This is a genomic window from Paenibacillus sp. FSL L8-0436, from assembly GCF_038593025.1.
GTDB lineage: Bacteria > Bacillota > Bacilli > Paenibacillales > Paenibacillaceae > Paenibacillus_AQ.
This window is the reverse complement of the sequence record NZ_CP151955.1, coordinates 894,632-920,008: the sequence shown is the minus strand read 5'-3', so window position 1 is coordinate 920,008 and position 25,377 is coordinate 894,632. Positions and strand designations below refer to the sequence as shown.

25 protein-coding genes are annotated in these 25,377 nt (G+C 49.7%); 5 read left to right on the top strand and 20 right to left on the bottom strand.

The genetic code is table 11. The features are described from left to right. Nucleotides 1-93: 93 nt before the first annotated feature. Entirely contained in the window at nucleotides 94-1,302 is a 1,209-nt protein-coding gene (locus tag NSS79_RS04270) for a hypothetical protein (protein ID WP_342438408.1), read from the bottom strand. Nucleotides 1,303-1,315: 13 nt separating this feature from the next. Beyond that, nucleotides 1,316-1,963: a TetR/AcrR family transcriptional regulator gene (locus tag NSS79_RS04265; RefSeq protein ID WP_342438407.1), complete on the bottom strand. Its 648-nt coding sequence runs from the start codon at nucleotides 1,961-1,963 to the stop codon at nucleotides 1,316-1,318. 270 nt (nucleotides 1,964-2,233) lie between these two features. Between NSS79_RS04265 and NSS79_RS04260 the strand changes: the two genes are divergently transcribed. Beyond that, nucleotides 2,234-2,359, top strand: a complete 126-nt coding sequence (locus tag NSS79_RS04260) for a DUF4023 family protein (RefSeq protein ID WP_341089863.1) — start codon at nucleotides 2,234-2,236, stop codon at nucleotides 2,357-2,359. A gap of 94 nt (nucleotides 2,360-2,453) precedes the next feature. Here the strand turns inward: NSS79_RS04260 and NSS79_RS04255 are convergent, their stop codons facing one another. The 4 genes from NSS79_RS04255 to NSS79_RS04240 form a co-directional block, all read right to left on the bottom strand. Then, nucleotides 2,454-3,149, bottom strand: coding sequence for a hypothetical protein (locus tag NSS79_RS04255; protein WP_342438406.1), 696 nt, complete (start codon nucleotides 3,147-3,149; stop codon nucleotides 2,454-2,456). 159 nt (nucleotides 3,150-3,308) lie between these two features. Next, nucleotides 3,309-3,836, bottom strand: a complete 528-nt coding sequence (locus NSS79_RS04250; RefSeq protein WP_342438405.1) for a GNAT family N-acetyltransferase — start codon at nucleotides 3,834-3,836, stop codon at nucleotides 3,309-3,311. A 55-nt stretch (nucleotides 3,837-3,891) separates the two neighbouring features. Further along, nucleotides 3,892-4,185, bottom strand: coding sequence for a hypothetical protein (locus NSS79_RS04245; protein ID WP_342438404.1), 294 nt, complete (start codon nucleotides 4,183-4,185; stop codon nucleotides 3,892-3,894). Beyond that, the gene (locus NSS79_RS04240; protein WP_342438403.1) at nucleotides 4,139-4,744 is read right to left on the bottom strand and encodes a hypothetical protein; all 606 of its coding nucleotides are present in this window, start codon (nucleotides 4,742-4,744) and stop codon (nucleotides 4,139-4,141) included. The genes NSS79_RS04245 and NSS79_RS04240 overlap by 47 nt, the downstream gene beginning before the upstream one ends. A 543-nt stretch (nucleotides 4,745-5,287) precedes the next feature. Here NSS79_RS04240 and NSS79_RS04235 point away from each other — a divergent pair. Then, nucleotides 5,288-6,829: an AMP-binding protein gene (locus tag NSS79_RS04235; protein ID WP_342440295.1), complete on the top strand. Its 1,542-nt coding sequence runs from the start codon at nucleotides 5,288-5,290 to the stop codon at nucleotides 6,827-6,829. A gap of 127 nt (nucleotides 6,830-6,956) precedes the next feature. Here NSS79_RS04235 and NSS79_RS04230 read toward each other — a convergent pair whose 3' ends face one another. From NSS79_RS04230 to NSS79_RS04215, 4 genes are all read right to left on the bottom strand, one after another. Next, on the bottom strand, nucleotides 6,957-7,850 hold the full coding sequence (locus NSS79_RS04230; RefSeq protein ID WP_342438402.1) for a CPBP family intramembrane glutamic endopeptidase: 894 nt from the start codon (nucleotides 7,848-7,850) through the stop codon (nucleotides 6,957-6,959). A 74-nt stretch (nucleotides 7,851-7,924) separates the two neighbouring features. Then, entirely contained in the window at nucleotides 7,925-8,665 is a 741-nt protein-coding gene (locus NSS79_RS04225; protein WP_342438401.1) for a hypothetical protein, read from the bottom strand. Beyond that, on the bottom strand, nucleotides 8,629-9,069 hold the full coding sequence (locus NSS79_RS04220; RefSeq protein WP_076114491.1) for a HEAT repeat domain-containing protein: 441 nt from the start codon (nucleotides 9,067-9,069) through the stop codon (nucleotides 8,629-8,631). Before NSS79_RS04220 ends, NSS79_RS04225 begins: the two co-directional genes overlap by 37 nt. A 158-nt stretch (nucleotides 9,070-9,227) precedes the next feature. Further along, nucleotides 9,228-10,133 carry a phosphotransferase gene (locus tag NSS79_RS04215; protein WP_342438400.1) on the bottom strand — a complete coding sequence of 302 codons (906 nt, stop codon included), beginning with the start codon at nucleotides 10,131-10,133 and terminating at the stop codon, nucleotides 9,228-9,230. Between the two features lie 389 nt (nucleotides 10,134-10,522). Here NSS79_RS04215 and NSS79_RS04210 point away from each other — a divergent pair, with 389 nt between their 5' ends. Together NSS79_RS04210 and NSS79_RS04205 are read left to right on the top strand one after the other, a co-directional pair. Continuing rightward, the gene (locus tag NSS79_RS04210) at nucleotides 10,523-10,891 is read left to right on the top strand and encodes a hypothetical protein (protein ID WP_342438399.1); all 369 of its coding nucleotides are present in this window, start codon (nucleotides 10,523-10,525) and stop codon (nucleotides 10,889-10,891) included. Nucleotides 10,892-11,177: 286 nt separating this feature from the next. Beyond that, a complete protein-coding gene (locus NSS79_RS04205) occupies nucleotides 11,178-12,362 on the top strand; it encodes a nucleotidyltransferase family protein (protein WP_342438398.1) in 1,185 nt (394 codons plus the stop codon). Nucleotides 12,363-13,554: 1,192 nt separating this feature from the next. On the opposite strand, the gene NSS79_RS04200 is transcribed toward NSS79_RS04205, so the two are convergent. The 7 genes from NSS79_RS04200 to NSS79_RS04170 all read right to left on the bottom strand — a co-directional run bounded on the left by NSS79_RS04200 (nucleotide 13,555) and on the right by NSS79_RS04170 (nucleotide 19,914). Next, nucleotides 13,555-15,354, bottom strand: a complete 1,800-nt coding sequence (locus NSS79_RS04200; RefSeq protein ID WP_342438397.1) for an ABC transporter ATP-binding protein — start codon at nucleotides 15,352-15,354, stop codon at nucleotides 13,555-13,557. Nucleotides 15,355-15,367: 13 nt separating this feature from the next. Further along, nucleotides 15,368-15,826, bottom strand: a complete 459-nt coding sequence (locus NSS79_RS04195; RefSeq protein WP_342438396.1) for a lasso peptide biosynthesis B2 protein — start codon at nucleotides 15,824-15,826, stop codon at nucleotides 15,368-15,370. Further along, nucleotides 15,823-16,122, bottom strand: a complete 300-nt coding sequence (locus NSS79_RS04190) for a lasso peptide biosynthesis PqqD family chaperone (protein ID WP_342438395.1) — start codon at nucleotides 16,120-16,122, stop codon at nucleotides 15,823-15,825. The genes NSS79_RS04195 and NSS79_RS04190 overlap by 4 nt, the downstream gene beginning before the upstream one ends. A gap of 4 nt (nucleotides 16,123-16,126) precedes the next feature. Next, a complete protein-coding gene (locus NSS79_RS04185) occupies nucleotides 16,127-17,059 on the bottom strand; it encodes an aldolase (protein WP_342438394.1) in 933 nt (310 codons plus the stop codon). Nucleotides 17,060-17,173: 114 nt separating this feature from the next. After that, the gene (locus NSS79_RS04180; RefSeq protein ID WP_038586022.1) at nucleotides 17,174-17,299 is read right to left on the bottom strand and encodes a paeninodin family lasso peptide; all 126 of its coding nucleotides are present in this window, start codon (nucleotides 17,297-17,299) and stop codon (nucleotides 17,174-17,176) included. 31 nt (nucleotides 17,300-17,330) lie between these two features. Then, complete coding sequence (locus NSS79_RS04175) at nucleotides 17,331-19,259, bottom strand: asparagine synthase-related protein (protein WP_342438393.1); 1,929 nt, start codon at nucleotides 19,257-19,259, stop codon at nucleotides 17,331-17,333. A gap of 271 nt (nucleotides 19,260-19,530) precedes the next feature. Continuing rightward, nucleotides 19,531-19,914: a hypothetical protein gene (locus tag NSS79_RS04170; protein ID WP_342438392.1), complete on the bottom strand. Its 384-nt coding sequence runs from the start codon at nucleotides 19,912-19,914 to the stop codon at nucleotides 19,531-19,533. 375 nt (nucleotides 19,915-20,289) lie between these two features. Here NSS79_RS04170 and NSS79_RS04165 point away from each other — a divergent pair, with 375 nt between their 5' ends. Then, nucleotides 20,290-20,883, top strand: a complete 594-nt coding sequence (locus NSS79_RS04165; protein ID WP_342438391.1) for a GNAT family N-acetyltransferase — start codon at nucleotides 20,290-20,292, stop codon at nucleotides 20,881-20,883. Nucleotides 20,884-20,966: 83 nt separating this feature from the next. Here the strand turns inward: NSS79_RS04165 and NSS79_RS04160 are convergent, their stop codons facing one another. The 3 genes from NSS79_RS04160 to NSS79_RS04150 form a co-directional block, all read right to left on the bottom strand. Next, nucleotides 20,967-21,863, bottom strand: coding sequence for an SDR family oxidoreductase (locus NSS79_RS04160; protein WP_076110293.1), 897 nt, complete (start codon nucleotides 21,861-21,863; stop codon nucleotides 20,967-20,969). Between the two features lie 185 nt (nucleotides 21,864-22,048). Next, a complete protein-coding gene (locus NSS79_RS04155) occupies nucleotides 22,049-23,746 on the bottom strand; it encodes a hypothetical protein (protein ID WP_342438390.1) in 1,698 nt (565 codons plus the stop codon). Between the two features lie 150 nt (nucleotides 23,747-23,896). Next, on the bottom strand, nucleotides 23,897-25,132 hold the full coding sequence (locus tag NSS79_RS04150) for a GGDEF domain-containing protein (protein ID WP_342438389.1): 1,236 nt from the start codon (nucleotides 25,130-25,132) through the stop codon (nucleotides 23,897-23,899). Nucleotides 25,133-25,377 lie beyond the last annotated feature (245 nt).

Sequence of the window (25,377 nt, the reverse complement as noted above, 5' to 3'; positions counted from 1 at the left end):
GCCCGGCGTTGATGTTTCGCGGCCGGAAATAGAATATATCATGTATTTCAGAACATTGCAACACTTTATTTATATTACCCCTTTTCAGCTTTATTATTCTGAAGATTCGCTGATTAGCAATTCGTGCACATCTCTTCTCAAGCTTAAAGGCGCTCCCTTTACTGGAGTACCGATACGCACGAGCATTTGAATGGTCTCTCCATCCGCTGCATAACTGCGGTGAATATCGCTGTATAGCCGGCTCATTTCGGGATATTCCTCCAACGCCTGGCTTAAGGGCTGTATGGCAAGGTCCAAACGGTGAGCGGACAGCACCAGCCTGCTGTATAACATTCCGCTGCGTACCTGGGTCACACGGCTGTTGTCGGCAGAACGAATCATGGCAAAGGCAGGCGTATTGTTTACGGAAGTTTCAGTCGATGTGATGAATTGCTTGGAAGCAGCCTCTCCCTTGTTCAGCGAAGGAAACAGTGTAACCAGACCTTGCAGCATATGACGCATAAGCCCATCCGTTCCCTGCCCCTCTACGGAGAAGCCATAACGATATTTATTCTTCTCTTTTTCATTAGAGCGGAATATCTTTGCAGACTCTTCCATGACCGGCTCGACGCCCGCCTCAACAATAGATGCTTCTGTTATGTATGTTGCGAGCCGCTTCTTATTATCCGGATCTTGAGCAATTTTTATGGAAATATCCTTATTCTCTTGAAGACCCTGCAGCTCATCCACCTGCTCAGCACGCAGTGCATCCGATCGGTAAGCCCCTCTGTTAGTGTCCGAAAGGAATAAATACGGGTAGAGCGGATGGCTCACGGAGTTCATTCTGGTGAGAGTGATGACCGCTACAGGTTTGGTACGCATACTCTGCACAAGTCTCTTCTCATCATAGTCACCTTCCGGAAACAGCTCAATCGCTGTCTCATAACCCAGCTCTTTTCCGGCAACCCTGACATATTCTAAAAAAGTCCCCTGCGAAACCATGAACTGCCGCGCATATGGATCAACTGCAGGCGATAAACGTTCACTATCCGCATACAGAGCAAACTTCAGTGGATTGCTGCTGTCCAATTTGATCTTCCAAGGCTGCATGTTGTGGCTGCTGGCAGCCAAAAGCCCATGCGCCGCCAATTGCACCCTCGGGTCCGTGATTGCAGCAGAGTAGCTTGGCTTCCAAGGCTGCAGATACTTCTGCTCCCGGAAGAATCCGCTAATGAACATTAATGAAGCAAAAGTTATGACAATCAAAACGCCAATCGCTGAAAGAATGAGAATCATCCGTCTTCTCCACCTTATCCCTTTCACGTTCTCTCCCCCTTTAGTTACGGATAGACTCAAGCATGAGAGTAAATGCTGCCGAAACCAACTCATCCGGTGTTGTAGAATGCATGTGGCGGATGTATTTTTCCTTCTTATGCACAGTATTCAGCACACCAATTACACAAGACCAAAGTACAAGCGCTGTTTTTACCACATCCAGGTCCTTGCGGATCTCCCCCTCATCCATCCCCTGACGCAAAAGTCCAACCAAATATTCCGTCATTTCTTCACCCAGTGCATAACATTCATCCCTCGCCTCGTCCGTCACCCCACTCTCAAAATCGATCTCTGCAGTCTCATATTCAATAATGGCCTTGAAGTATTCCGGATGCTGCCTGCTGAAGCTGTAAAAAACATCTCCCATTTGCCTCAGACTCTCTATAGCTGTAACTGCACCTGCATTCTGGATTTTCTGCTTCAGCAAACCGATCATCAGCCTATAGCCCCGAATCATAATTTCAAAATAGATTTGCTCCTTGCTGTTGAAATACACGTATACGGTTCTTTTGCTGAACTCAGCCGCTTTAGCCACATCGTCCATGGTCGCCTGATTGTATCCTTTGGCAAAAAAGACATGCTCCGCCGCTTCCAGGATGTCATTTCGGCGGATCTGTTTTTCCTTCTCCCTGCGTTGATCGATTCCCAATGGTTTCGCTGCCCCCTATTACACTACAGTGCTGTTAAGTAAACTATTAGTTTACTTTGCTTCATTTTAAATGTTTTGTCAACCATTGGATTGCTCCAGAAAAGACCGACTGCATGTTTAACAGACACTTACCGCCCAACGTGAATGATTTGATGCCTATATGGTTACAGTAACAAACAGCAGTTTGGTTAAGGCCTATGCTTCCGAAGCGAGTTATGTACGAAGTGGACCCGAGAAGCGGATGCTTACAATACTTTTAGGAGGTTCAGTATGAATACTCACGAATTTGTGGAGAAGTTTCAGGAGAATCAGCGGAAGGCGGAGAAGAACAAACGCCGGGGTAAGGGGTCACCAGAAGCAGCGTTGCCAACTAAACAACATGGTACAAATAAATAGACAAAGGGGATGTCTGCAGAGCCGGTGGCTTTGACAGATATCCCCTTTTTTTTGCCGAGGGTCTTTATTGACTTTAGATCCGAAGGACTGGTGCTTATTTGCTAAGTTTCGCCACGCTTACGGCTACATTCTCCAACTGTGCTTTACTCAATGATTTATCCGGGGAGCTGATGGTGACATAGCGGTCAGCTACTTTGAAGGTCATCATCGCAAGATCACTAGGTGTGTACCATTTGCCTTCCGTTCCGTTCGACAGCTTCACTGTAGTTCCATCATACGAATCAGAGTAATCGCGGGGAGAAATAACCACTCTCATATGTTTGAACAGGAAGCTTACCCCATCCCCGCTGCCGTCAACTTTCTGGAAAGTATCTCCGCTGGTCATTTTGAGTGGAGCATAAGCAGTCTCAAAACCATGGAAGTTTGCGAATGCCTTGGTGATCTCCTGTTTTTGCGCAGCGCTGTATGGAACGGCGGCCAACGTAACAGCTGAGCTGTTATTGGTACCCAGGATCACCTGGTTGGATGAGGCGTCGAAGGCCACCGGCACCTTCAGCACATCCGCCATCGCACGTACAGGCAAGTAAGTCGTATTATTATAAGTAATAGGAGCCAGTGTTTTGCCATTGCCGTCTACCGGCATATAAGCCGCTCCGTTTACTTGGAAGCCAATGCTGTGGTTCAGATAGGCACTAATCTTTTGCAGATTTGTTCCTGCGTACACACCTGCCGAGCCCGTAACCGCCATACCGAATACCATCGTTGCTATGATCATTTTTTTGCTTTTCATTGAATATCGTCTCCCTTGCGAGTTGGTTTGTTATGTCCTTTGCTATAGTTCAATTTAATCATGAACTTGTTTCTAACTTGTATCCGGATTGTAAAGAAGGATTTCCAAGCAGAACAGCCCGCCTATCTTAGCGATAGCGCGGGCTGTTTATGGGAAGAATCAGTATGGACGGCTGTCTGGTGCTGTAACTTTATACACCTCAGTGTACAGGATTTCCCTGTACTTATGGAATTCCTCCCGGTTTATCGGGCGGGGATACGTCATAATGCGCAGCGGCAGATCAGCCTGTCCTGTACGGAGCGGCGGCTGGTTATACTCATAGGCATTGAGGTGAAAGCCAAGCCGCTCATAAAACCCGATTCTCCGCTGCTCCAGTTCCCCGCTTGGCGGCTCTACCTCCAGCAGAATAGGAATGTCCGAACGGCCGATATAATTGAGCATCAGCTTTTTGCCGAGCCCTCCTCCCCTGATGCCGGGATCTACTGCTATATGCTCGACAAAACGCAGAGCTGGAAACTCCCACGCCGCCAAAAAGGCGAGCGTCCTCCCCTTGGCATCCTGCTCAGTGAACAGGCGGTAGTTAGGGTTATGCAGCAAAGATCGCTGCCCGCTGTAGGTTCTGATTTCACTCACTGGAAAAGAAGATTTCATAATACCAAATATCTCATCAAAGGTTGTAGGGCCCATAATCAACTGCCTGCTTTCTGATAAAGTGTGTATCGTTTAGACTGCTTCAAAAGGTCTAGCCCTGCTGCAGCTTGACGGAATATGACCTGCCATTATATTGAAACTTAATCATATCGTTATCTAACATAAACTGTTTCATTTGCGTCTTCCGTTCCTGTTCAAAGGAATATACATACACCTCATATTCATAGCTGCCATCGCCATCAGGACGCTGGCTCACCGATACATATAGCTTGTCCTGTTCCTCGATTCCCCAACTATAGAAGTAACCGCCTGCGGCACGAAAGGAGAGAATTTCAATATTAACCGCCGGATCGCCGGTCTTCAGCGCCCAAGCCTGGTTCCTCAACGCCTGTGCGCCCCCCCCGGAACATGGTGTACGTATGGTAGACTACATATTCACCTACACCCTGCAGACTATTGAGCTTTGTATATTCATCGGAAGCCTCCGGCAATGCCAGCGTCCAAAGCTTACGGGCCTTCGCAGCATTCAGCTCGATATCCGCCGGATCGCTAAGATAAATGGTGAAAGGCTCCAGCGGGATACCTGCCGGATCAGTACCTTCCCCCTCCATTGGGGGAGCAGGTGACCAGACGATCCCGGTTGAGGTTGCTGCCGCAAAATTATAACGCTTCGTCGCAACATTGTGGCCTGGGAAGAAATAAGTCGTTCCTTTTAATTGAATAGAGAGTGCATTTGATTCCGCCGCTGAGTTAGACGGTCCGGGAACAGCCGGAATGACGGAAGCGCCAGGAGTAGCTTGGGCCACCCGGGAAACATAAGGTGACGAAATGGACGAAGAATCCGCTGAAAGATTACCGGCAGCCGCAGGCCGGCTACTGCAGGCTGACAATAAGCAGGACATTGCTAAGAATCCCGTTATAACAGGGATCGGTTTAAAAAGCATGCAGGAGTCTCCTTATCTTTCGTGAAGTTCTTTAATCTATATATTATAAGTCTTCCAAAGCTTGAATGGTCTCAATTTTGATGATTTTTCTCAAAATATGACTATAAATTACATTTTTCTCCTCTCAGATGTCTTTGTAATGCAACTGCAGATGGCGATACACCTAATTCCAGGCTTCCGCTTCGCTCAGGAGGGGATAACCAAAGCACGGATCTGCGAATAACTCTCAAGCCTGCACAAATGCCGAGCATATTCTGCTGGCCCCAAGCGAATCACAATCCTGCTCACCCTGCCCCAAGGTACTATACACAAACATTAATTCTATGATCGTTTCTCTCACGCCGTCATCCTTTATATAGGCATTATAACAAAATAGTCACAGAACCTTCTCTTACCCACCTTCTCATTACCTCTAATTAGCATCTGGTACTAAGTAAAGTGCTATACTATAGAGTATGGATATACCATTACGTTTATATAGGAGAGGTTCATTTGGACAATCAGCATTGGATCGCACCGGAATTTTACAATCTGACTTCGGAAATGGAACAGCATCCTTCCGATAAGATTGCGCTTAAATGGTTGCATGAGGATGGCGGGTACGAGGAAATTACCTATGGGGAGCTGCTAGGACAAGCTAACCGGCTTGCCGGCGGCCTTAAAGAACTCGGACTTCAACAAGGTGACCGCGTGCTGGTCATGGTTCCGCGCCGCATTATTGCCTACGCAATCTATCTCGCCTGCCTGAAGCTCGGGCTCGCCGTTATCCCTTCCTCCGAGATGCTCCGGGCGAAGGATTTATCCTACCGCCTGCGCCATTCGGAAGCGAGAGCTGTAATCGTCTGGTCTGAAGTTACCACAGAAGTTAACAAAATCGCCGAAGATCTGCCGGCCTTGGATTACCGTCTCTCCGTATCCGGAAATGAAGATGACCTTGGTGAAGGCTGGATCAGTTTGGAAAGCCTTATGGCGGACAAGCCGGATACTTTCCCGGCCGTAGCCAGCCGCCGCGACGATATTGCCATCCTTGCTTATACCTCCGGCACTACCGGCAACCCTAAAGCCGTAGTTCATACACATGGCTGGGGATATGCACACCTGCGGATCACCTCGTCCCTATGGCTGGACATCCGCGAATCAGATACCGTCTGGGCAACTGCAGCACCGGGCTGGCAAAAATGGATCTGGAGTCCGTTTTTAAGTGTACTTGGCAATGGAGCTACTGGTTTTGTCTACAATGGCCCATTCCATCCGGACCGGTATCTGCAGCTGCTTCAGGATCAAGCCATTCAGGTATTATGCTGCACTCCGACGGAATACCGTCTAATGGCCAAAACGGAAGGGCTGCCGCAATATGACCTGTCCAAACTGCGCTGTGCCGTATCCGCCGGCGAACCTCTGAACGAGGAGGTCATCCGCACCTTCCAACAGCATTTCGACATTACCATCCGCGACGGCTATGGCCAGACGGAAAGCACGCTGATCATCGCTGCGCTGAAGGATCAGCCTATCCGTGTAGGGTCCATGGGCCAATCCATCGCGCCGGGCATTGTCGAGGTGATTGACGAGGAAGGGCAGCCGGTCCCTGCAGGTGTTGTCGGCGATATCGCCGTGCATTTGAGCATGCCTGCCCTGTTCCAGAACTATTACAAAGACCCTGAACGCAAGGCGAATTGCTCCCACGGGGAGTATTTTGTCACCGGAGACCGGGCACGCAAAGATGAGGATGGCTATTTCTGGTTTGAAGGCCGGGGAGACGATATCATCATCAGCTCAGGCTACACCATCGGTCCTTTTGAAGTGGAAGAAGCCCTGATGAAGCATGCCATGGTTAAAGAATGCGCAGTTGTGGCCAGCCCTGACGAGATCCGCGGCTCGATCGTAAAAGCCTTTGTCGTGCTGAAGGACAATAGCGCAGGCACACCGGAGCTGATTAAGGAATTGCAGAGTCATGTCAAGGAAATGACAGCCCCTTATAAATATCCGCGCAAAATTGAATTTATCACGGATCTTCCGAAGACTACTTCCGGCAAGATACGGAGAATTGAGCTGCGGGAACAGGAAAAGCGGTCCGTGCAGGGGTAATGGATAACAGTAGCTAAGTTTCGTATCAGTGTGCGAACCTAACAAAGAGCAGCCCGGATCCGGGCTGCTCTTTGTTGCAGGTACAGTAGCTATTTTATCATTCGGACTGCTTAACGCAGCAGCGACATCAACGAGTAACTGAACTGAAGCCCTTGCCCATCGTATTCCTCATCCCCGCTCCGCGTTTGACAGCTAATAGCATAAAAAGAAAACCCAACCCAAGTACAAGCGTTGTTACAAGACTTCCCTCTACTCCAAACTCTCCTCCGGTCATCCAATCGGCCCCCGTTAATTTCAGCGAATACAACCCATGTGGTGTATTTCCGCTGACTGCGATGCCCAGTACGTACCCTTGAAACAGATTCCACGAGATGTGCAGGGCTATCGCAAAATATAAGTTTCCTGTCCGGATGACCATCGTTGAGAAGATAAGAGCTACCAACACAATGTTAAGAAAGCATATCCAGTTGTAGCCCGGATTGGCTATATGCGCAAGTGAAAATAGTACAGAGGTGATGGCCACGGCCCAATAAAGGCCCACGCGACTGGCCAGCAGATGCTGAATAAATCCTCTGAACAGAATTTCTTCGCAGATTCCAGCTAGGACTGCGGTGATGACCAGATCAACCATATCTAGCCGCATAAATTGAGGATTGGCCCACTCCCCCTGAAAAGTTGCTGAGCCGAGGCCCCACAGCAGCAGAGCAATGCATGTCAAGAGTAGCACACCGCTAATGAATCCTTGAATGAATCTGGCTCCGTCAGGCCGCGGGAGTCCGATAGAGGTTAAGGGAAGTTTATGCAGGACACGTACCGTAAACCATACGGTGATCAACATATAAAGACCATTTGATTTGAATATCCGCACCCAGCCGTCCTGGTCGAACCATTGCCGGGAATCCACCCGCAGCGAGACCCCAAATGAGACAATCATTGTAATAGCAAATATTGCCGCTGTCAGCAGCAGTATCTCCCATCCTGCTCTGATTTGGCGGTTTTTATTTCTAAATAGATTATGCATCTAACCTGCACCTTCCCTTTACCAGTCTGTCCATTAGACCGTAAAAAAGGAAGAAACCCTGCAACAGATTTGAATTATTCCGCCCAATATTCCGCAGCCGGATTGAGGGCAGCACCTACCTCGCCTTCTTTGACCAAATCGCAGTCGAGATAACCTTCCTCATCCAAAAAATAAACTTCCTGCTTATAGAATTCGCATAACGTCTCCAGAAATTTCTGCGGTGAATCATACATCACAATCAGGTCGCCGTAGTCATGCAGCAGGTCGCAAATCCGCTCCGTTCCGTCAGTGGACCGGTAGTAGCAAATAAAGTCGCTGCCGTAATTGGTCAAGACCGGAAGAATCACTCCGTCTGTCCGGTGGCCCTTCTCCTCCAGAATGCCTGCCAGCACCTGCATTTCCTGCTTATATTCCTTGATATGAATCAGCCTGTATCCCGGTATGAACTCAATCAGGCTCGGTTCTTCCTCATCGCTGCCGGTACCGGAAACCGTGCTGTAGATTACTTCTAGAAGCTCCGGCACTTCGGGTACGATGCTGCTGATTGAAGAGTTACCGTCTTCCGGACGGCTTCCCAGGCTGGCAATATAATTGGGGCGTAATTCCCCGGAGAGCTTAAGAAATTCCTGAAATTGCTCAAAGAGCGGTTCGGTTGATGGGTTAGTGTACATGTTGTCATCCTTTGTGTAATTGATATAGGAAAAGATTGCTGCTGGAACTAAAAACGAAAGAGCCAAGGGCTTGTCCAGTCCTTGGCTCCCCGCTATATTACTGCTAACTATTTCGTCGCTGAAATCCACAACTTCTCCAGCCATTGATCGAAACCCTCGCCCTTCTCACCTTCGTAAGCATCGTAGACGTCGATTCTCATCTTCTTCAGCTTTTCCTTAAACTCTTCATACGAATGGTCTTTAGGGAGGCTCTTCTTGATGCGCAGCGCAATCTTGGATACGCCTCTGAACAGCTCTGCCTTATTCTTCGACGGCACCTTCACATCTTCGCCGAAGGCTTTCAGCTTCTCATACGCAGCTTCTTGAACGGTATATACAGGATCGCTAATCATCAGGCGATTCAGAATATCGATAATTTGTTTGTGCTTCGTCTGTCCCAGTTCTTCCACTGCAGCAAGACGCGCTCTCCAATCCGCCGAACGGCCGGCGGCTTTCTTCAGCTCCTCGTAATTCTCGGGCAGCTCTTGGTTCACTTCTTCATTATTCAAACGATACAATCCCCTTCTTGGTTAAATCTGCTGATAGTGCAATTCTACCGTACTGCACTCCTTGATTTCAATCTTTTGGCCAAACATTAATACGCCGTAAAAAAAATCCTGCAGAATCGCCTTCGTCTTCTATAGATTGCGGGCATCTTCGATGTGTCTTATGCCTGATACCAGCGCGGAATGACTCTACTGAAATAATCATAATCCTCCAGTGCCATTCTGCCGCGGGTCATCATGCATTCAATGTCGGTTGCCCCAAAGGGGATCGACCACTTAATCGAGAAAAGCGAGCTGTAGGCCACGTACAGCGCCTGCCTGTTCCAAAATTCCTCTGGAGGCGTTCCTTCGAAATATCCTTCAAGCTTGCCTACGGCAAACGGAACGCTCCGGTCTCTGTCAAAAAACTGCAGCTTATAGAACTCTTCAACATAATCTCCGTTATCCCAGCGGTTAAAGTCAATTACTCCAATCCCGCCTTCAGGAGTGTAGATGAGATTGCCCATGTGAAAGTCCCCGTGCTGGTAGACCTTTTTCACATTATCGATAAGCCCGATATTTTCTTTTACATAAGCAATAGCTTGCTCATCGCCCTCCAAATGATACGGGCAGTCTTCGTATTCTTTGATCCGGGCCAGAATCTTCGCCTGCATCTGTACTTCCCATTGAGGAAGGTCATTGCTATTCGGGATGGAGTGCATCAGCTTCAATATCTTTCCCGCCTCCACGCCAAGCTCATACTGTTCCTTAGCCGTTAGCGTAAGCAGACCGTCCTCCAGCGGACGCCCCTCTACCCACGTCAGCAGCATATAGGTATACCTGCCTTGGCCGCATGTTCCGAAATCAATCACCCGTGACATCGGAAAATCAAGCTCATTAAACAGCTTTACAACCTGATACTCTGCCTGCTTCCGCTGGAAGGCTTCAATGCCTGAGATCCTCAGCAGCAGCTTACGCCCGGCCTCATCCTCGACATAATACTTTTTATCCTTCGACCAGCCCTTAAGTACCGGTTCAATGATTGTCCACGATTCCGCCCCGTGAATTCCGCTTAGTTCCTCATGCAATTCCCTCTCCCCCTTAAGATCTAGAAGTCAGAGATTCCCCAAACAAGCTTCTACTTATTACTATTTTTTATTCAGTTCGGGCAACGTCAGTGTCACTCTCCACATCTTGTGGCACCGGATAAATATCTTAGCATAAATGGACGCTACTGGAAATGCAGTATTAACTGGCCAAAATCAGAATTATCCACTCGAAAAGTGGGGGATCTCATTCCCCTGTAATGGATGAAAGTGGTAAAATACTTGCGCAGACGGATTCACTGCAGTCCTAATCTGTTCGAAATATGAAATAGGAGAAGGTGATACTCATTCCAGCAGTTATTGCAGCAGGTTGCATTGCGGTCCTTGCATTGGCCGGACTAGTCTTGAGATTCCTACAGGTACGGAAGCAGATGAGCGCCTGTGAGATCATTTTTTCTGAGCGTTTGGCTAACTTCTATGGTCTTTCTTCCCTAGGCCCAGGTCAATTCCGCGGAAACGGCTGGCTGGCCTTGACCAAAGATTCCCTGATGTTCAAGATGTATTTTCCGGACAAAAGCTTAACCATTCCTCTCGAAACGATAAACAGGGTAGAGGCCGTACGTACCCATCTGGGCAAAACCGGAAAAGCGGGTTCCTCCCTGCTCCGTATCAGCTATCTCTATGGAGAGCACGAAGAAGCTGCCGCCTGGAACGTGGACCATACCGCACAATGGATCGAAGGGATTAGGGCAAACGGTAGAACAGGCCTCTTTTCCCGGGAAGGAAATCGGCATCTATAAAGAGGCATCCGGGTGCTCTACAACGAGATGAAGAATGGCCAATCCGTCCGGCAGACCGCTTCCAGTGTTTGAATTTTCATTGTGGATTTGGGCAATCCTAGAGTTTCTTACATGCTTCTATTGCACATTGTATGTTTAATTAAAGACATGCCCAATGTAAGTGCAATGCGCATCTCCAACTTAAAAATTGACAAATTTCGGATGACGGTGTTACGCTCACAATGCGTTCTTTAAATAGAACAAATCCGCCAACGGATCTGTTCACATTCCACTAAGGAGAGTCTCTATGACTGACCGGTATACCCTTGATAAAAGGAGCTTATCTAAGGAAGTATTACTTCTTCTTGCACTTCTTAAAGCTGACAGCATCGATGATATGGCGGAGCGGGATCCGGAGCGGTTCGCGGATATCGACTGGGAGCTGATGATCCGGCTATCGCTGCATCACCGCGTTTATCCTTTTTTATATCCCAAGCTTAGCCGCATGCAAGGTGAATCTGTACCGTCGTTGGTTACCCAGCGTTTGAAATGGGAGTACCGCAGAAATACCGTCCAAATGCTTCAGCTCAGCGGTGAAATGGGGAATATCGGCGAATCGCTTGCCCGGCTGAATATCCGTTCTCTGTTTCTGAAGGGTCCGGTGCTTGCACAGGATTTATACGGTGATATCTCGCTGCGCACCTCGCGTGACCTCGATTTTATTGTGCCGATGGAACAGCTGACCGAGACGGAAGCATTGCTGGTCTCTCTCGGTTACGTGAAAGAGGAGGAATTCGAGAGCATATTAGGAGACTGGAAGTGGCGCGAACATCACAACACCTTCAATCACCCCGCCAAAAACATCAAGGTTGAGGTTCATTGGCGATTAAGTCCCGGGCCTTCTAAGGAGCCGGATTTTGATGAGCTTTGGAAGCATGCACGGACAAGCAGCCAGCTCGGACAAAACGTCCATTACTTGGGCAGGGAGGATTTATTCCTGTTTCTGGCTGCGCATGGGGCAAGGCATGGCTGGTCGAGGCTGAGATGGCTGCTGGATATCAAGCAGCTGCTTCTGCAAGAGCCCGACGCCGGCGTGTTGACCGGGCTGCTCCGGCGTTATAATTACGACAGCGTTGGCGGGCAAGCCTTGATCCTCGCGGCGGATTTGCTAGAGGCGCCGATTGCTCCCGGTCTGTCCGGGTTGACGGACAAACCGAAGGCTCGCCGGTTGGCACAGCTTGCACTCTTTTATGTGGCACGTATGGTTAATCTGCACAATCCGCCCCTGGAGCCCGAGGTGGAGCGGCATAACAAATATTATCAGCCGGCGATTCTTACGCCGTGGCATCAGTTCCTGTATGCAGCGGGCTTCTTTTATCCTTACGCGGTAGATGAGAAAACGCTGCCCCTGCCGAAGCCACTGCATTTTCTTTATTTCCCCCTACGCCCCTTCTTATGGACTTGGCGGAAACTAACCGGCAAAGAAAATTAACATATTTACATAAGTGTGATAAGGCAGCTGCTACAAGGCGGGCCAAATACAATTGTACAACGTGGACGGAGATACACACCTGTGGTTTGGGTTTGGGTGGTGCGGGTGCGAGTTCATAGTGTGGATGCGAGTTCATAATGCGGGTGCGAGTTCATAATGCGGGTGCGAGTTCATAATGCGGGTGCGGGTTGCCCCCTTTTTTTGGTTAGTTCTATTTCGTACAGTTATAATCCAGCTTTTCGTGTTCGATATGGATATAATTGCACTCTTTACATCTATTTTGAGGAGTTCAGCTAAAAGTGAGCAAATTCCTGTTTTTAGTTGCACAGACTACATCTAACTCCTAGAAACGACCGCCGTGGCACCAAATAGCTGCAGTAACTACATCTAACTCGGCTGCTGTCCAAATCAAACCTTCATCTATATAAGCTAACCTTGAGTTTGCGGCGGAGTGATGATTTCGCGTGCTTAATCGGAGGACGGCACAAGAGAAGGATGTGTGTGGCGTTGGGTTAGCTGGCACTGAGTGAGCTAGGTATCACGTGTGCGGGATGTTGGGCGAACTGAGTTTGGACAAGTCTAGCTTTGCGTGTGCGGGATGTTGGGCGAACTGAGTTTGGACGAGTCGAGCATCGCGTGTGCGGGATGGGTGGTCGAACATCGAGTGCCTGTATGCGGCAGTTAAGCCCGCTAATAGCGTCAGTGGGCTTAGAGAGCATTTTCAGTATTTTTAGTAAGAACTATCAAGGAATCTGGTGTACTTCATACACTAGATTCCTTTCTTTTGGAGCTCAAATAGCATTCCGTTGTATTTAGTACACTAGATTTCTCAAACATAGCTGCATATCGGCGGTTCTGCGAAATTCTACTGCACAAAGTGCAGTAGAATCGAAATGTACCTGCTTTCGGTTGAATTCTGCTGTACAAAGTGCAATCATTTTCAAGCTTCATGCCAAGTTGGCTGATAGATGTGACACCAAAAGCCCCTCCCTGCCGATTTCGGTAGAGAGGGGCCATGCTATTTGTCTATTCGTTCATTCGTCCTATTCATCCATTCGTCCATTCGTTCATTCATCCATTCGTCCATTCGTCTACTCATCTATTTGTCTATTCGCCCTGTCATCTATCTATCCCTCTAAGATATCCAGTTGTCAACAGGCCTCGCCAGCTTCAACCCGAAACTGTGCGTCGCCTACATCGCCTCTTCCTGACTGCTGAGCAACCGGCTGAACATGCCGCCTTTTTCTGAGGCCAGACCGCCGAATACGCCCTGCTGGATGACCCGACCCTGGTCGATGACCAGAATCTGATCGGCTCCCCGGATGGTGGACAACCGGTGGGCGATCACGATTACCGTCACGGAATGCTTTAGCCGTTCGAGCGCTTCCTGAATCCGCTTCTCGTTTTCGGTATCGAGCGCGCTTGTTGCCTCATCGAGGACCAGGATGGAAGGCTTGCGGATAATCGCGCGTGCCAGCACCAGACGCTGCCGTTCGCCGCCGGACAGGCGGATGCCCCGGTCACCGATCAGCGTATCCAGTCCTTCCGGCAGCTTGCGGACAAAATCGGCCGAAGAAGCAAATTCCAGCGCTTCCCACAGTTCTTCCTCGCTGGCATCCGGTTTGATCATCGTCAGATTATCACGGATCGTCGCGTTGTAGAGGAAAGGATCCTGCGCTACATAACCAATGGAGCGCCGGTAAGACAGCAGGTTGTCTCCTGAAATAGACTGACCGTCGGCCAAGATCTCGCCCGATTCCGGCTGCATCAGGCCCATGAGCAGATCGACTAGCGTGCTTTTTCCTGCGCCCGAACGTCCGACAATCGCCGTCATCTTGTTAGCCGGAATCACCACATTTACCCCCTGGAGCGAATATTGCGGCTCCTGCGGATCATAACGGAAGTTCACGTTCCGGGCTTCCAGGCTTTGCTTCAAAGCCATAGGTGTAACTTGCTTCGCACTTTCCCCTTCCGCACCGTGTTCAGCAGCCTTCAGGCACTCTTCCTGTAGCGCCTGAAGCTGCTTGAAGGAAGGCAGTACAGAGGCGAGCTGCTCCATCAGCGACTGAAGGGCAGCAAAAGTCGGCCACAGCCGGGCAAACACGAGGATAACCAGCAGGAAAGATGGGCCCTCTGCGTGCAGAAACCGGAAAGACACGAAGATAAACGCAGCGATCAGGAGCGTCGACGACATTTTGTACAGCAGCTGGGAATTCGAGCGCAGTCTTGTATAGTCCAGCTGCTCTTTTTTGACCTCAGCGGTAAACCCATGAAGCCAGTCCAACCGGGAATGCTCCAGATTATTGCTTTTGATATCCTTGATTCCGTTCAGTTGGTCCGTGATTCCGGCTAAATACATCTGGCCGAGCTGGGAGCTGCGACTGCCCAGCCTCTTGGCTTTGCGGATGAATCTGCGGGAGAACAAGGACAGCAGGACCGCACATACCAGTACAGAGAGAGTCATCTTAGGGGATAGCCAGAAGGCGAAGCCGATCTGCACCAGTGTGAACAGGAGCGAGGTGAGAAACTGCAGAAAACAGCTGATTCCAGCGAGCACCCTCGCCATTTCCGTGGTCATTACGTTGATAAGGTCTGAGGTGCGCTTTTTGAGGAAAAAGGCCCACTCTGACCGCAAAAGTGCGCTGTAAACATCATACCGCAGCTGCCGGCTGTAGCTCTGCTGAATCTCTACATTACGGACCGCGACGAAACGCGAAATCAAATTTTGACAGAGCACGATAAAGACATACCCGCCGAGCACAATCCCAAGCGCCGTCGTCTGCGGCAGCTCTGACAGAAAACCGAGCATAGGTATACTGTACCCCGCTCCTGTTCCGCCTAGCTGAATCCCGGCCATTCCCAGCATCGGTACAAGCAGCAGAATGGCTGAGCTCTCCAGCAGTCCGCTTATGACCATGCCAAGGAGGTTAAGGTACAGTTTGACTCCGGACAAGCGCTGAAGCTGCCGGATGTAATAGATTATGGCTTGCATGGTCCCACCTCGATTACTCGGCTTGTAACACTTTGGCAAACTTCTCCACAACTACAAAACCCTGCATGGCATCATCGCCGGAGACATAATGAGCTCCGCTGCGCAGCCAGGCATGGGCGATCATTTGACCTTGCTTATCTCTGGCAACCCCCATATAGAGTGTGCTTTCAATCCCGCGTCTCTCTAACATCTGTAGTCCAGCCACTGCACGGACCATACAGGTGCTCTTCCAGGGCGTATAACGGCTGATGACACGAATCGCTTTCGTAATATGCTTAATCCGGGGAATATCGGCCGCATTGGACACCGCGGAAGTCTCCTGGGACTGTATCCCCAGCCGCGGAGCCGTTCTTGCAAACGGAAAAAGCAGCTGGATTCTCACCAGAAAAAGCCTCCATAATGCCTCTGGAATCAGCGCCACAGCAGCCTTGTCAACGGTCAGCAACAGGCGGATGCGACGGAGGGTTGTCATGATCCGCTAACATTTACGACAAGATCCTCATCCAGCAGACTTTGCACAAAAGAAACCACATCCTGCTCGGCAAGCTCCGCCGAAACTTCAAAAATCTCCTGGATGGTCTCCACAATCCGTCTTACGGTAACCGGTGATGCCAGGGCCGACCAAATCTCTCCGCCAACCTCGCCCAGATTGTAGTACTTGCCGTTCTTCACATTCAGCATGACTTTCTCGCCGTCCATGTCGCTGGCGATATTGCCCTCACGCTGCACAAGGACCGTTTCGAGGGACAAAATATTTGTAGTATTCATAGGTTCATCTCTCCTCCACTTGATGTTGGATCGTTTCATATATAAGCGAAGCTTGTGCCGGGGCACTGAAGCCTGCTTCAGGACGGGTAAGCCGGTACATCGGCAGCCGGTTAACGAAAGAGGCCAACATGCCAAAATGCCATTCACGGATCCCAATCCGGTCAATCATTGCCTTTTGATAAGTGTGATTAAATAAAGTATGGAACCGTTCCAGGCCGCTGATGGCGTGTAGGGTTACCGGGCTTTCTCCGGCCGCCGACAATTCAAACACACCTGCGAGCGGCAGCGGTTCAGCCTGGAAGCGGTCATGCACAGGAACGGCAAATTTAGTTTCACGTTCGAATAACGGGCGGTAAGAGGACGAATTCATTCCCAAATAGTCCAAGCTTTGCTGCCACAGCTTTTGCTGCGGATAACCTGGAACTGCTAATGGATGTCCATTTTGCACCATAACGGGAATAACGTCGTCGCTGATCAGCAGGTGGCCCTGATCCATCAAATAGGAGGCGAGTGTCGATTTACCTGCCCCTGAACGCCCAACCAGCGCGTAAGCCTTGTTGTCCAGTACAAGCGCACTGCCGTGAAGAGGGAGAATTTTTTTTTGCATCAGCAGAACGCCCATGCAGCTTCCCAGAATAAAGAGCCGTACACAGTCACCGTCCGCACCTGGTGCAGGTGACACTGTAATCGTACTGCCGTCCCGAATGGAGAAAATAGCGGTGTCCTTGGCTTCAAACATAACTTCGTTCCCTGATACACCCAGGCTGGGTGTGATCTTCGGAATGGCCTGCCAACGCTCCGACAAGTCTTCTTGAATGACCGACACACTGCCGATCAACCCCGGCTGGTCAGTAAGAGGAAGCTCCGGCAAGGGAAATTCACTATGAATTTGCAGACCAAATGCTTTATAAGCCAAGCCTTGAACGATACTCGCCATACGATTCACTCCATCCTGTAAATTCACATGTTCTAAAAGGTGATGATGAAAAGATAGCCCTTCTCCCCCTTCAGCAAGCATAGGGGGATGAGGGCCGCACGACCAAAAGCAGTCTTAGGAGTAGTGCACGATCTCATCCGGATCATCTTGGAAGGAGTCGGCGAGTTTAAATCCTGGTCCAGCCATAGTCATTTTAACGTCGAGCACTTCCAAAGCAGGCTTGCTGTATTCCTTTTTCATATTCTTTCACCCCCTTTCAGGCGTCTTGCTATCAGGATAATGATTTCAGAAAGCGGTAAAATACAAGTCCCCGTGTAAGGAGGCGGAACTCCGAATTGTAAATCATCTCCGGTTTAGGCTCACTAATCCGGTCCAAACATCCCGCAAGCACATTGTTGTTCAAGTAGGCTGCAGTCCGGGGGTCCTTAATCATTTCCCGAAGCTCTCCGAGGAAGCTGTCCCACTGCGGCTGCATCCGGAGAATCCCGTCTGCTCCCTGCACCCCGCGCTGCTTCCGGTTCATTCTGACTCCATCCGGCAGACGTCCCTCCATGGCTCTGCGAATCAGGGAACGGTCCACACCGTTCTGGACAAACTGTCCCTCCGGCACGGACAGGCAGAAGCGGATCACGCGCAGATCATTCGTGGGATCACGGTCCCATACCCGGTACTTCAGCGACATCTTGGTAGCCACGGTTCCATTGACATTCCAGATATGCGGCTGCTCAAAATGCTTCTGGCGGATATCATAAACCGTCTGCGAGGAGGGTCTACGGTCCATATTGAATTCCCGAAGACGTTCATGGACCTCCGTTCGTTTGGCAAAATCGGGATGAATCAGCTCAAGCTGCATCTCCCGTTTGCGGGGCAGCAGCCGCTCAAGCGACGGAAAGGCCTTTTTGCCGACGATCTGCAGCACCTTTCTGCGGTTCGCTTCCATCGACTGATTATATTGCTTATTCTCACGGTAGAAAGAGAGCCACCGGAATTCACGAATCAGCTTGGCCTGATAATCCAGCGCAGGTCCCCAGGAAACACTCCAATTGCCTCTTTGTCCACTCAGCAGAACACCAAGTCCCTGCTGTTGTGCCTGTTCAAATATGCCTTTAAGCCAGTAAGAATTTTCAATGAACTTGTAGGGCATCTCCAGAATATCCAGCCATTCGTCAATCTCGGTATAAGGACTCTGCTCGGGAAAGTTCAGAAAGCTCGGCTCAATATTCCCTACATGATCAATCGTCTCCTGAATAAAGGGACGCTCATCTGCTACCCTTTTGCCCAGATTAAAACCGGTAAAGCTGTCTACAGGATAATAACTGAAGGTATGCAATGGTTTCCCGCGGCGACGGAGTTCTTCAGCAGCGAAGCTGACTACCGAGCCGGAGTCAAGCCCCCCGCTCAGGTTGGCACCGGCGGCAAGATGGGTCCGAAGCCTGTCTTTGACCGCCTGTCCGAATACTTCGCGGAAGGCTTCCTCGTATTCCCCGTTGGAGCCAAGACGCAGTTTAGGCGGTGCCTGCAATATAAAGTAACGGGAGAATGTAATTTTCTCCCCGCTGATGGTCATGGAATGTGAAGGAGGCAGCTGTTCAATAGCTTGATAAACCGTTGAAAAGCAGTCCGTGGCATCGACTCTATTCTGAATAGCCAGAAACTCTGAGACCCATTCTTCATTCAGCTTATGGCTTACACCCGGCATAGACAGCAGCGGATGAATAACTGTGCAAAAAGCGAAACTTTCAGTGGATCTATGAAAATAGAGCGTCCGGTTGCCGGAGAAATCTCTGGCTCCGAAAAGGATTTGCTTGCGCTCATCCCAGATCATGAAGGCAAAGTCTCCTACCAGATGAACGGGTGTCTGATCTCCCCATTTCTCGTAGGCGAGCAGGATGAGCAAGCTGTCGGGTATGGTGTCCCGGTCTTCATAGGGCACCTGAAGCTGCCCAAACAGCTCGCTGCGGTTGTCGATAATGGCATCCGCTGTAATTGCCAGCCTCCGCTCGGGATCATAAAACGGCAGCTTTTCGTTCAAGGATTGTGGTGTAATCCACTGCGCACGGCAACCAAGGAAAATCCCCTGACCCTGCCAGCCCCTGGCATCATCCGCAGGATAACGGCTCAGCTGCTGCATAAGACTCGGTCCCTGATCAGGATTCAGATTATGGTGCTGCAATTGGCAGATACCGGCGATTGCGCTCATTTTGTGGCCTCCACCTGTATAAAAAATCTCCACTCGGCTCTTAAAACCCGGCAGGAGTTTTCCAGCGTTTATATTTTAATAGTTCTTAATAAAGAACACTTCTTAATATATAAGATAACGGTATTGCCATTCATTGTGAATAGCACCTAAGACTACTTTTAGGTATCCTTTAGCGTATTGACCTCAGTAGACTTTTGTGGTAGGACAAAATAACACTTTTGACCTTAACGGGTTTTCGATCGCTTGTCTGAGGGAAGACAGGATTTTATTTTCACACAGAAAATAACCGTCTAGGAGAGCTCCTAAGACGGTGAGAGTAAATGTCTCTGTCGATAGTCAGTTCGATATTACTGCTTCCGGGAATAGTTAGTGCCGTCGGTTGATTGTTGTTCGGCCATTGCTTACTATAATTAATAGTATCGGCAACCTGTTCAGTCAGCCACCAGACAAGCAACACCCTAAATATAACGATTAAGGAGTTGTCCGGAAAGAAGGAGATCACCGGGGCCTCCAGTTCCATAAGTCCCTCGTCACAGGCGATGCCTACAGCTATGGAGGTGACGCTTTTGCTCAGCGAATACAGCAATTGCGGGCAATCCGGGCGATACGGTGTCCGCGAGAACTCAGCTGTTACCACTCCGTTCTGCAGCAGCATAAACTGGTTTACCTCAAGCTCCCGTTGTTCGATCGCAGTGAAGAAATCTAAGAGGTCTCTGGAAGATATCCCGTGATGATCGGGGATACCTAGGAGCAACGGAGGGGGATTTTGGAACTGGAGGAGCGGTAGTGTCCGCCTTTGTCTTCAGATTTCTACCGCTAATAGTGGTTAAAATCAAGAAATTCTTACGACAACAGCGGCCGGAAGTCCAAATATTCACCGTAGTTGCGACTGATCCTGTACTCTAAAACCTTAAGTTCAATCTATATAGTTGTTTTATCGTTACTATTTTTTTTCGAGTGCATTAATTCATAGTATAGAACAATTACGATAGAATATAGTCTAGTGAAATCTAATCAAGGAGTTGGACCTATGGGCACCGCAGATAGCAGCCTTATTATGTTATCCATACCTGAAAGCTTTGAAAGTGAACGGCTGCTGATCCGCGCCCCCCATTGGGGAGATGGTCTTGCTGTAAACGAGGCCGTCAAAGAAAGCATTGAGGAATTGCGTCCGTGGATGCCTTGGGCAAACAAAGTGCCTACGGTTGAGGAATCTGAAGCAAGCATCCGCCGCTCGCGGCTGGAATTCCTGGAGCGTACAGATCTGAGGCTGCTCTTATTCCGGAAGGAAACGGGGGAATTAATCGGCAGCAGCGGCCTGCACCGGATCGATTGGCAGTCACGCAAGTTCGAGATTGGATACTGGGTTCATTCCGCTTTCGCCAGACAGGGGTACATCACAGAAGCCGTAGATGCCATTACGAAATACGCGATTCAGGAGCTGCAGGCGAACCGGGTTGAAATCCGCTGTGATTCCCGCAATGTGCAGAGTGCCAGAATCGCTGAGCGCTCAGGTTTTACCTTGGAAGGAACGCTGCGGAACGACAAATGTGATGTAACGGGTACTTTAAGACATACTATGATATTTGCCAAGGTTCGGGGTGTAGAGTACGGACGGGAGTGAAATCCCCCATTGTTCATAGCTATAATAACGAAAAAAGCAGACGCCGCATTACATAACGGCGTCTGCTTTTTGGACTATCCTACTTACGGCGTCGGCATCCCGCCATTGGCATTCAGCGTTTCACCACTGATGTAGCTGGACTCCTGGCTGGCCAGGAATACATAGGCCGGAGCCATCTCGGCAGGCTGGCCCGGACGGTTCAGCGGCGTCTTCGCCCCGAAGTCCTTCAGCACCTCTTCCGGCTGGCCGCCGCTGACCTGAAGCGGGGTCCACACCGGGCCGGGAGCCACAACGTTCACCCGGATTCCCTTGCCCGCCACCTGCTGGGCAAGGGATTTGCTGAATGTATTAATCGCAGCCTTGGTGGTTGCGTAGTCCAGCAGAATCGGTGCAGGCTGATACGCCTGAATCGAAGAAGTATTGATGATCGTGCTGCCCGGCTTCATGTGTTTGATCGCCGCCTTGCAGAGCCAGAACAGCGAGTACACATTCGTTTTGAAGGTGGCGTCGAACTGCTCCGTAGTGAGATCGGCGATATCGGTGACGAATTGCTGCTTGCCCGCAATATTGGCCAGAATATCGACACCGCCCAGTTGTTCGACCGCTGCGGCAATCACCTGCTCGCAGTAGCCCTCATCCTTGAGATCGCCCGGCAGGGCGACGGCCTTGCGCCCCGCTTCCTCTACAAGCTTGACCACTTCCTTCGCGTCAGCCTCTTCCTCCGGCATGTAGGACAGGACTATATCAGCACCTTCGCGGGCAAAGGCAATCGCCACCGCGCGGCCAATCCCGCTGTCTGCTCCGGTAACAATCGCTTTGCGTCCGGTAAGCCGTCCGCTGCCGCGGTAGGTTTCCGCACCGTCATCCGGCTTCGGATGCATCGCCTTCTCCAGTCCTGGAGCGGGCTGCTGCTGCTGGAACTCCGGCGTGGCTTTCTGATATTGTTTCACAGGGTCCTGAATCGTATATTGATCACTCATCGTAAATTCCTCCTCAGTCCAAAATGATTCAACTCTTATCTCTTTATGTAACCAGAACTGGGCTCTCTAAACGAAAGATTGTTTCCATTCCAATGCAAAAGGCACAACAAAAAGGCCGCCCTTACGAATAAGGATGCGGCCTGATGCTGTTAGAGCCGGGAGAGAGTCCCGCTATAATTTGCTGCCTAGTTCACCGGAATCGTATAGAACAGCCGCGAACCATTACTGTTGGTGTACCAGACAATATTGCCCCCGCTGACGACCGGATTGCATTCGGATAATACAAAATGCTTAATCGTCTGGATCGCACCTGCGGCTTGCCCCGAACCATCGATGAATACATATTTCAAATCACCCGGATGATTGTCCTTATCAAATTCCTGCCACAGCACCATGAATTTGTCATCCGTTATCTTCACCAGTTTCGGTATGGAGGCAATACGATCGGTGCCTACATACTTAGCCAGGGTGATATGGTTAACGGAAGCGCTGGCAAGGCTGTTCTTGGGCAATACATTCAGCATAATATCCCGCTGATCCTTCTCCAGCCCAACCATCTCATAAGAGGTGTAGTCTTTAACCAAGGAATGGTCGATGCTGTTCATAGCGACAATATAATTGCCTGCGGACATTTCGAATCCGCCAACCGAAACCCCGGTGGCATTCGCCCCGGTTCTCCCCGGAATCTGGAACAGGTCCACCTCGCTGTAACTCTTGCCGTCGCCTTTATTCAGGACGATTGAACGGGGATAGGCATCGCCATGATCCACAAGCACATGGCTGCTTCCATCGAACAGCACATATTGATCGAAGGAATGGCTGACATGATTTTTCTGAAATCTTCCCATATCATTGGTCACGGTCATAGTGCCGGTGTTCACGATAATTGTGAGCTGCGACTGATGGTTTAATCCGTCTTCTGTCGTGTATCTTTCACGGCTGGTGTGGAAGACAAGCGTATCTCCCTGCTCAGCCATCCTTCCGGAGGCTGCATCAAAAGGTACTACCGTGTAGCTCTCCCCGCCTTTAACGGACACACTGTCGATACGGTTGAAGCTTTTATCATAACGGACGATGCGAATGACCTCTTTGCTGTTATCCTCTTCACGGTTCTCTTGTCCAAACGCAATATAGTTGTACTTCACACCACTGTAGAAGCCGCCGAACAGCGGAAGCTCATTCGCTACTTTTTGAGTTGCTGTCAGTTCATATTTAGCATTGTACGTTTCAATCGCAACCTCCTTGCCCGCCTCAATGACGCTTACAGTCCCGTCGCTATTGTTGACAAGGTAGGACTCTACTGTACTTTTCCATCTGGGAAAATCAGACGATTCGGCATTGCTCTCCATCGCAGTCCCCGCCTTCACGCGGTACGCATGGTCCGGAACCTTAGAGAACATCGCCAGCTGGTTCAGCTTATTGTCGTATTCAAGCTCAAAGGGGATCTTGGCGGCCAAATCTCTCAACTGAAAATAATTTCTGCCGTCAATCGTGTAGGCCTTAATAGACTGCAACTGCCCGTCAAGCACCACCTTGGAATTAGACAGTGTAGCGCTATAGCTGCTGCTCTGGCTGTAATATTTGCTGCCTCCGCCCTCCTCAGGCGTATAGGCTTGTCCGGTTATGATCTCAATCGCGTTGTTTTTCTTATTCCAGGTAATATCAAACTGGCTGGAGGTTCCCGAGAAATGTTCGGCGATATCACGCAAGCTGTAATAATTATTGCCGAGTATCGCGAATCCGTTAGACTGCTTCTCTTCTCCATTAAAAAATGTGCTGCTCTCTGCCACCTTAGCCTTCACCGCATTGTCCGCAAAGGTTGTGCTGCCAAAGGCTGGTGTAACCATTAACAATATAAGCAGCAGACTAAATAGCTTTTTCATTCGTTGTTTCCTCCATCACTATAATTTTGCTAAGAATACTCCTGCCTGCTCCAACATTAAACCTTACCGAATGCCCCCGTTTCCGCTTGGTCTAAGAACCGCTAAGCTATGCATGTTTTTGTTGCTTTGGTGCCTTATGAAATAGAATATTTACTTACTTACGCAGTTTCTCCCTTTTTTCTTGGCCCGGTATAAGGCGGTGTCCGCAGACTTCATGACCGTATCCGGCGTTTTGTTTTTTTCATTTTTTTGGGCAACGCCGATGCTTATCGTTATGTATATGGGCTTGGCTGATCTTGAGCTTGCAGATTTCGATTTGCGCTTTGTTTTGCCTTTTCCTCTGTTCTTCCCCCGCAGTGTAAAAGCACGCTTAGCCACTTTCTCGCGCAGCTCTTCCAGATGCGGCAAAGCATCCTGAATGCTTTTACCCGGGAACAGGATCGTAAATTCCTCACCGCCATAACGGAAGGGCCTTCCTCCTCCGGCAACCTCTCTTAAGGTAGAAGCCACCAGCCTTAGCACTTCATCCCCCGTATCATGGCCATAAGTATCATTGAATTTCTTAAAGTGATCGATGTCCAGCATGGCAATCGCATAATTCATCCCCAGCTTCATCATATCCTGCTTCAAGGCCCGCCTGGAAGGAAGTCCGGTCAGCTCATCGGAGAACGCCATCGAATACGAATCCTGAATGATCGAGGTAATCAGAATGATCCCCGACACGCCCCATAATATGGCATACCGGATAGGATCATACTCGCTATACAGCACATATAACATTCCCGCCAGCACCGCAATGAAAGAAATATCCTGCGATGACTTCTGGGAAACCTGCCTGATGATAAGTCTTATCCCCGCCAGCACAAAAGCAATCAGCGAGGTTTGCGACAATGGGGTGAGATCACGCAGCGTTACAGGCAGCAGATCCTTGCCGATCCGGTGCAGAATGGCGCTTTGGTCCGGGTTCAACAACCACACGGCTGCTGCTGCCTGAGCCAATATAAATGCAATGCGGAGAAGTCCCCATAGACTGAATATCCCGCGCTCCTTAAAGAAAGAGAAGATCAGGACATTGACAGGAATCACCAGGCAGAGAATGGAGTGAAGATCGGACACCGACACCTCGCCACCCGCGCCGGGCAGCTCCCGCAAATATTGCAGTGAGGCCAGACTGAGCGTAAAAATAAGGAGCAGAAAAAACTCCCGGCTGCGGTTGAATTTCCAGGAGAGGACGCCTCCGATCAGAAAGATGGGATAGGGGGCAAGCCTCACAAGCTCCAGCTGCGGCTGGGACAAGGTATGTGTATTATTGGCAAAGAAATACGCCAGTACAAGCAGAGCAAACGGCAGTATGATCGTGGATGCGACTTTGAGTATATTTTTCAACGTTCAATAAATCCTCCGTGTCCTTTCAACTATACTTATTTATCGGTTACATGCCCGCGCCCGCTTAATTATGAATCGAACCCTTTTGCCCGCCTGCACATAAAAAAACCTATCCATTACTGCGGATAGGGTTGTCCGATCTATAGCATTTGTGAATGCACATGCGTTAAGTACGTTTAGAATTCCTCATAGGTCGCCGGATCTTGATCCGCGATACGCCCGGATGCTGAGGTTAGTCCCGAAAT

Coding starts and splice junctions, on each gene's coding strand:
- NSS79_RS04260 (WP_341089863.1), top strand. CDS start 2,234: ATGAATACTCACGAATTTGTGGAGAAGTTTCAGGAGAATCAGCGGAAG.
- NSS79_RS04255 (WP_342438406.1), bottom strand. CDS start 3,149: ATGAAAAGCAAAAAAATGATCATAGCAACGATGGTATTCGGTATGGCG.
- NSS79_RS04250 (WP_342438405.1), bottom strand. CDS start 3,836: ATGGGCCCTACAACCTTTGATGAGATATTTGGTATTATGAAATCTTCT.
- NSS79_RS04240 (WP_342438403.1), bottom strand. CDS start 4,744: ATGCTTTTTAAACCGATCCCTGTTATAACGGGATTCTTAGCAATGTCC.
- NSS79_RS04235 (WP_342440295.1), top strand. CDS start 5,288: ATGGAACAGCATCCTTCCGATAAGATTGCGCTTAAATGGTTGCATGAG.
- NSS79_RS04230 (WP_342438402.1), bottom strand. CDS start 7,850: ATGCATAATCTATTTAGAAATAAAAACCGCCAAATCAGAGCAGGATGG.
- NSS79_RS04225 (WP_342438401.1), bottom strand. CDS start 8,665: ATGGCTGGAGAAGTTGTGGATTTCAGCGACGAAATAGTTAGCAGTAAT.
- NSS79_RS04210 (WP_342438399.1), top strand. CDS start 10,523: ATGAGCGCCTGTGAGATCATTTTTTCTGAGCGTTTGGCTAACTTCTAT.
- NSS79_RS04205 (WP_342438398.1), top strand. CDS start 11,178: ATGACTGACCGGTATACCCTTGATAAAAGGAGCTTATCTAAGGAAGTA.
- NSS79_RS04200 (WP_342438397.1), bottom strand. CDS start 15,354: ATGCAAGCCATAATCTATTACATCCGGCAGCTTCAGCGCTTGTCCGGA.
- NSS79_RS04195 (WP_342438396.1), bottom strand. CDS start 15,826: ATGACAACCCTCCGTCGCATCCGCCTGTTGCTGACCGTTGACAAGGCT.
- NSS79_RS04190 (WP_342438395.1), bottom strand. CDS start 16,122: ATGAATACTACAAATATTTTGTCCCTCGAAACGGTCCTTGTGCAGCGT.
- NSS79_RS04185 (WP_342438394.1), bottom strand. CDS start 17,059: ATGGCGAGTATCGTTCAAGGCTTGGCTTATAAAGCATTTGGTCTGCAA.
- NSS79_RS04180 (WP_038586022.1), bottom strand. CDS start 17,299: ATGAAAAAGGAATACAGCAAGCCTGCTTTGGAAGTGCTCGACGTTAAA.
- NSS79_RS04175 (WP_342438393.1), bottom strand. CDS start 19,259: ATGAGCGCAATCGCCGGTATCTGCCAATTGCAGCACCATAATCTGAAT.
- NSS79_RS04170 (WP_342438392.1), bottom strand. CDS start 19,914: ATGCTGCTGCAGAACGGAGTGGTAACAGCTGAGTTCTCGCGGACACCG.
- NSS79_RS04165 (WP_342438391.1), top strand. CDS start 20,290: ATGGGCACCGCAGATAGCAGCCTTATTATGTTATCCATACCTGAAAGC.
- NSS79_RS04160 (WP_076110293.1), bottom strand. CDS start 21,863: ATGAGTGATCAATATACGATTCAGGACCCTGTGAAACAATATCAGAAA.
- NSS79_RS04155 (WP_342438390.1), bottom strand. CDS start 23,746: ATGAAAAAGCTATTTAGTCTGCTGCTTATATTGTTAATGGTTACACCA.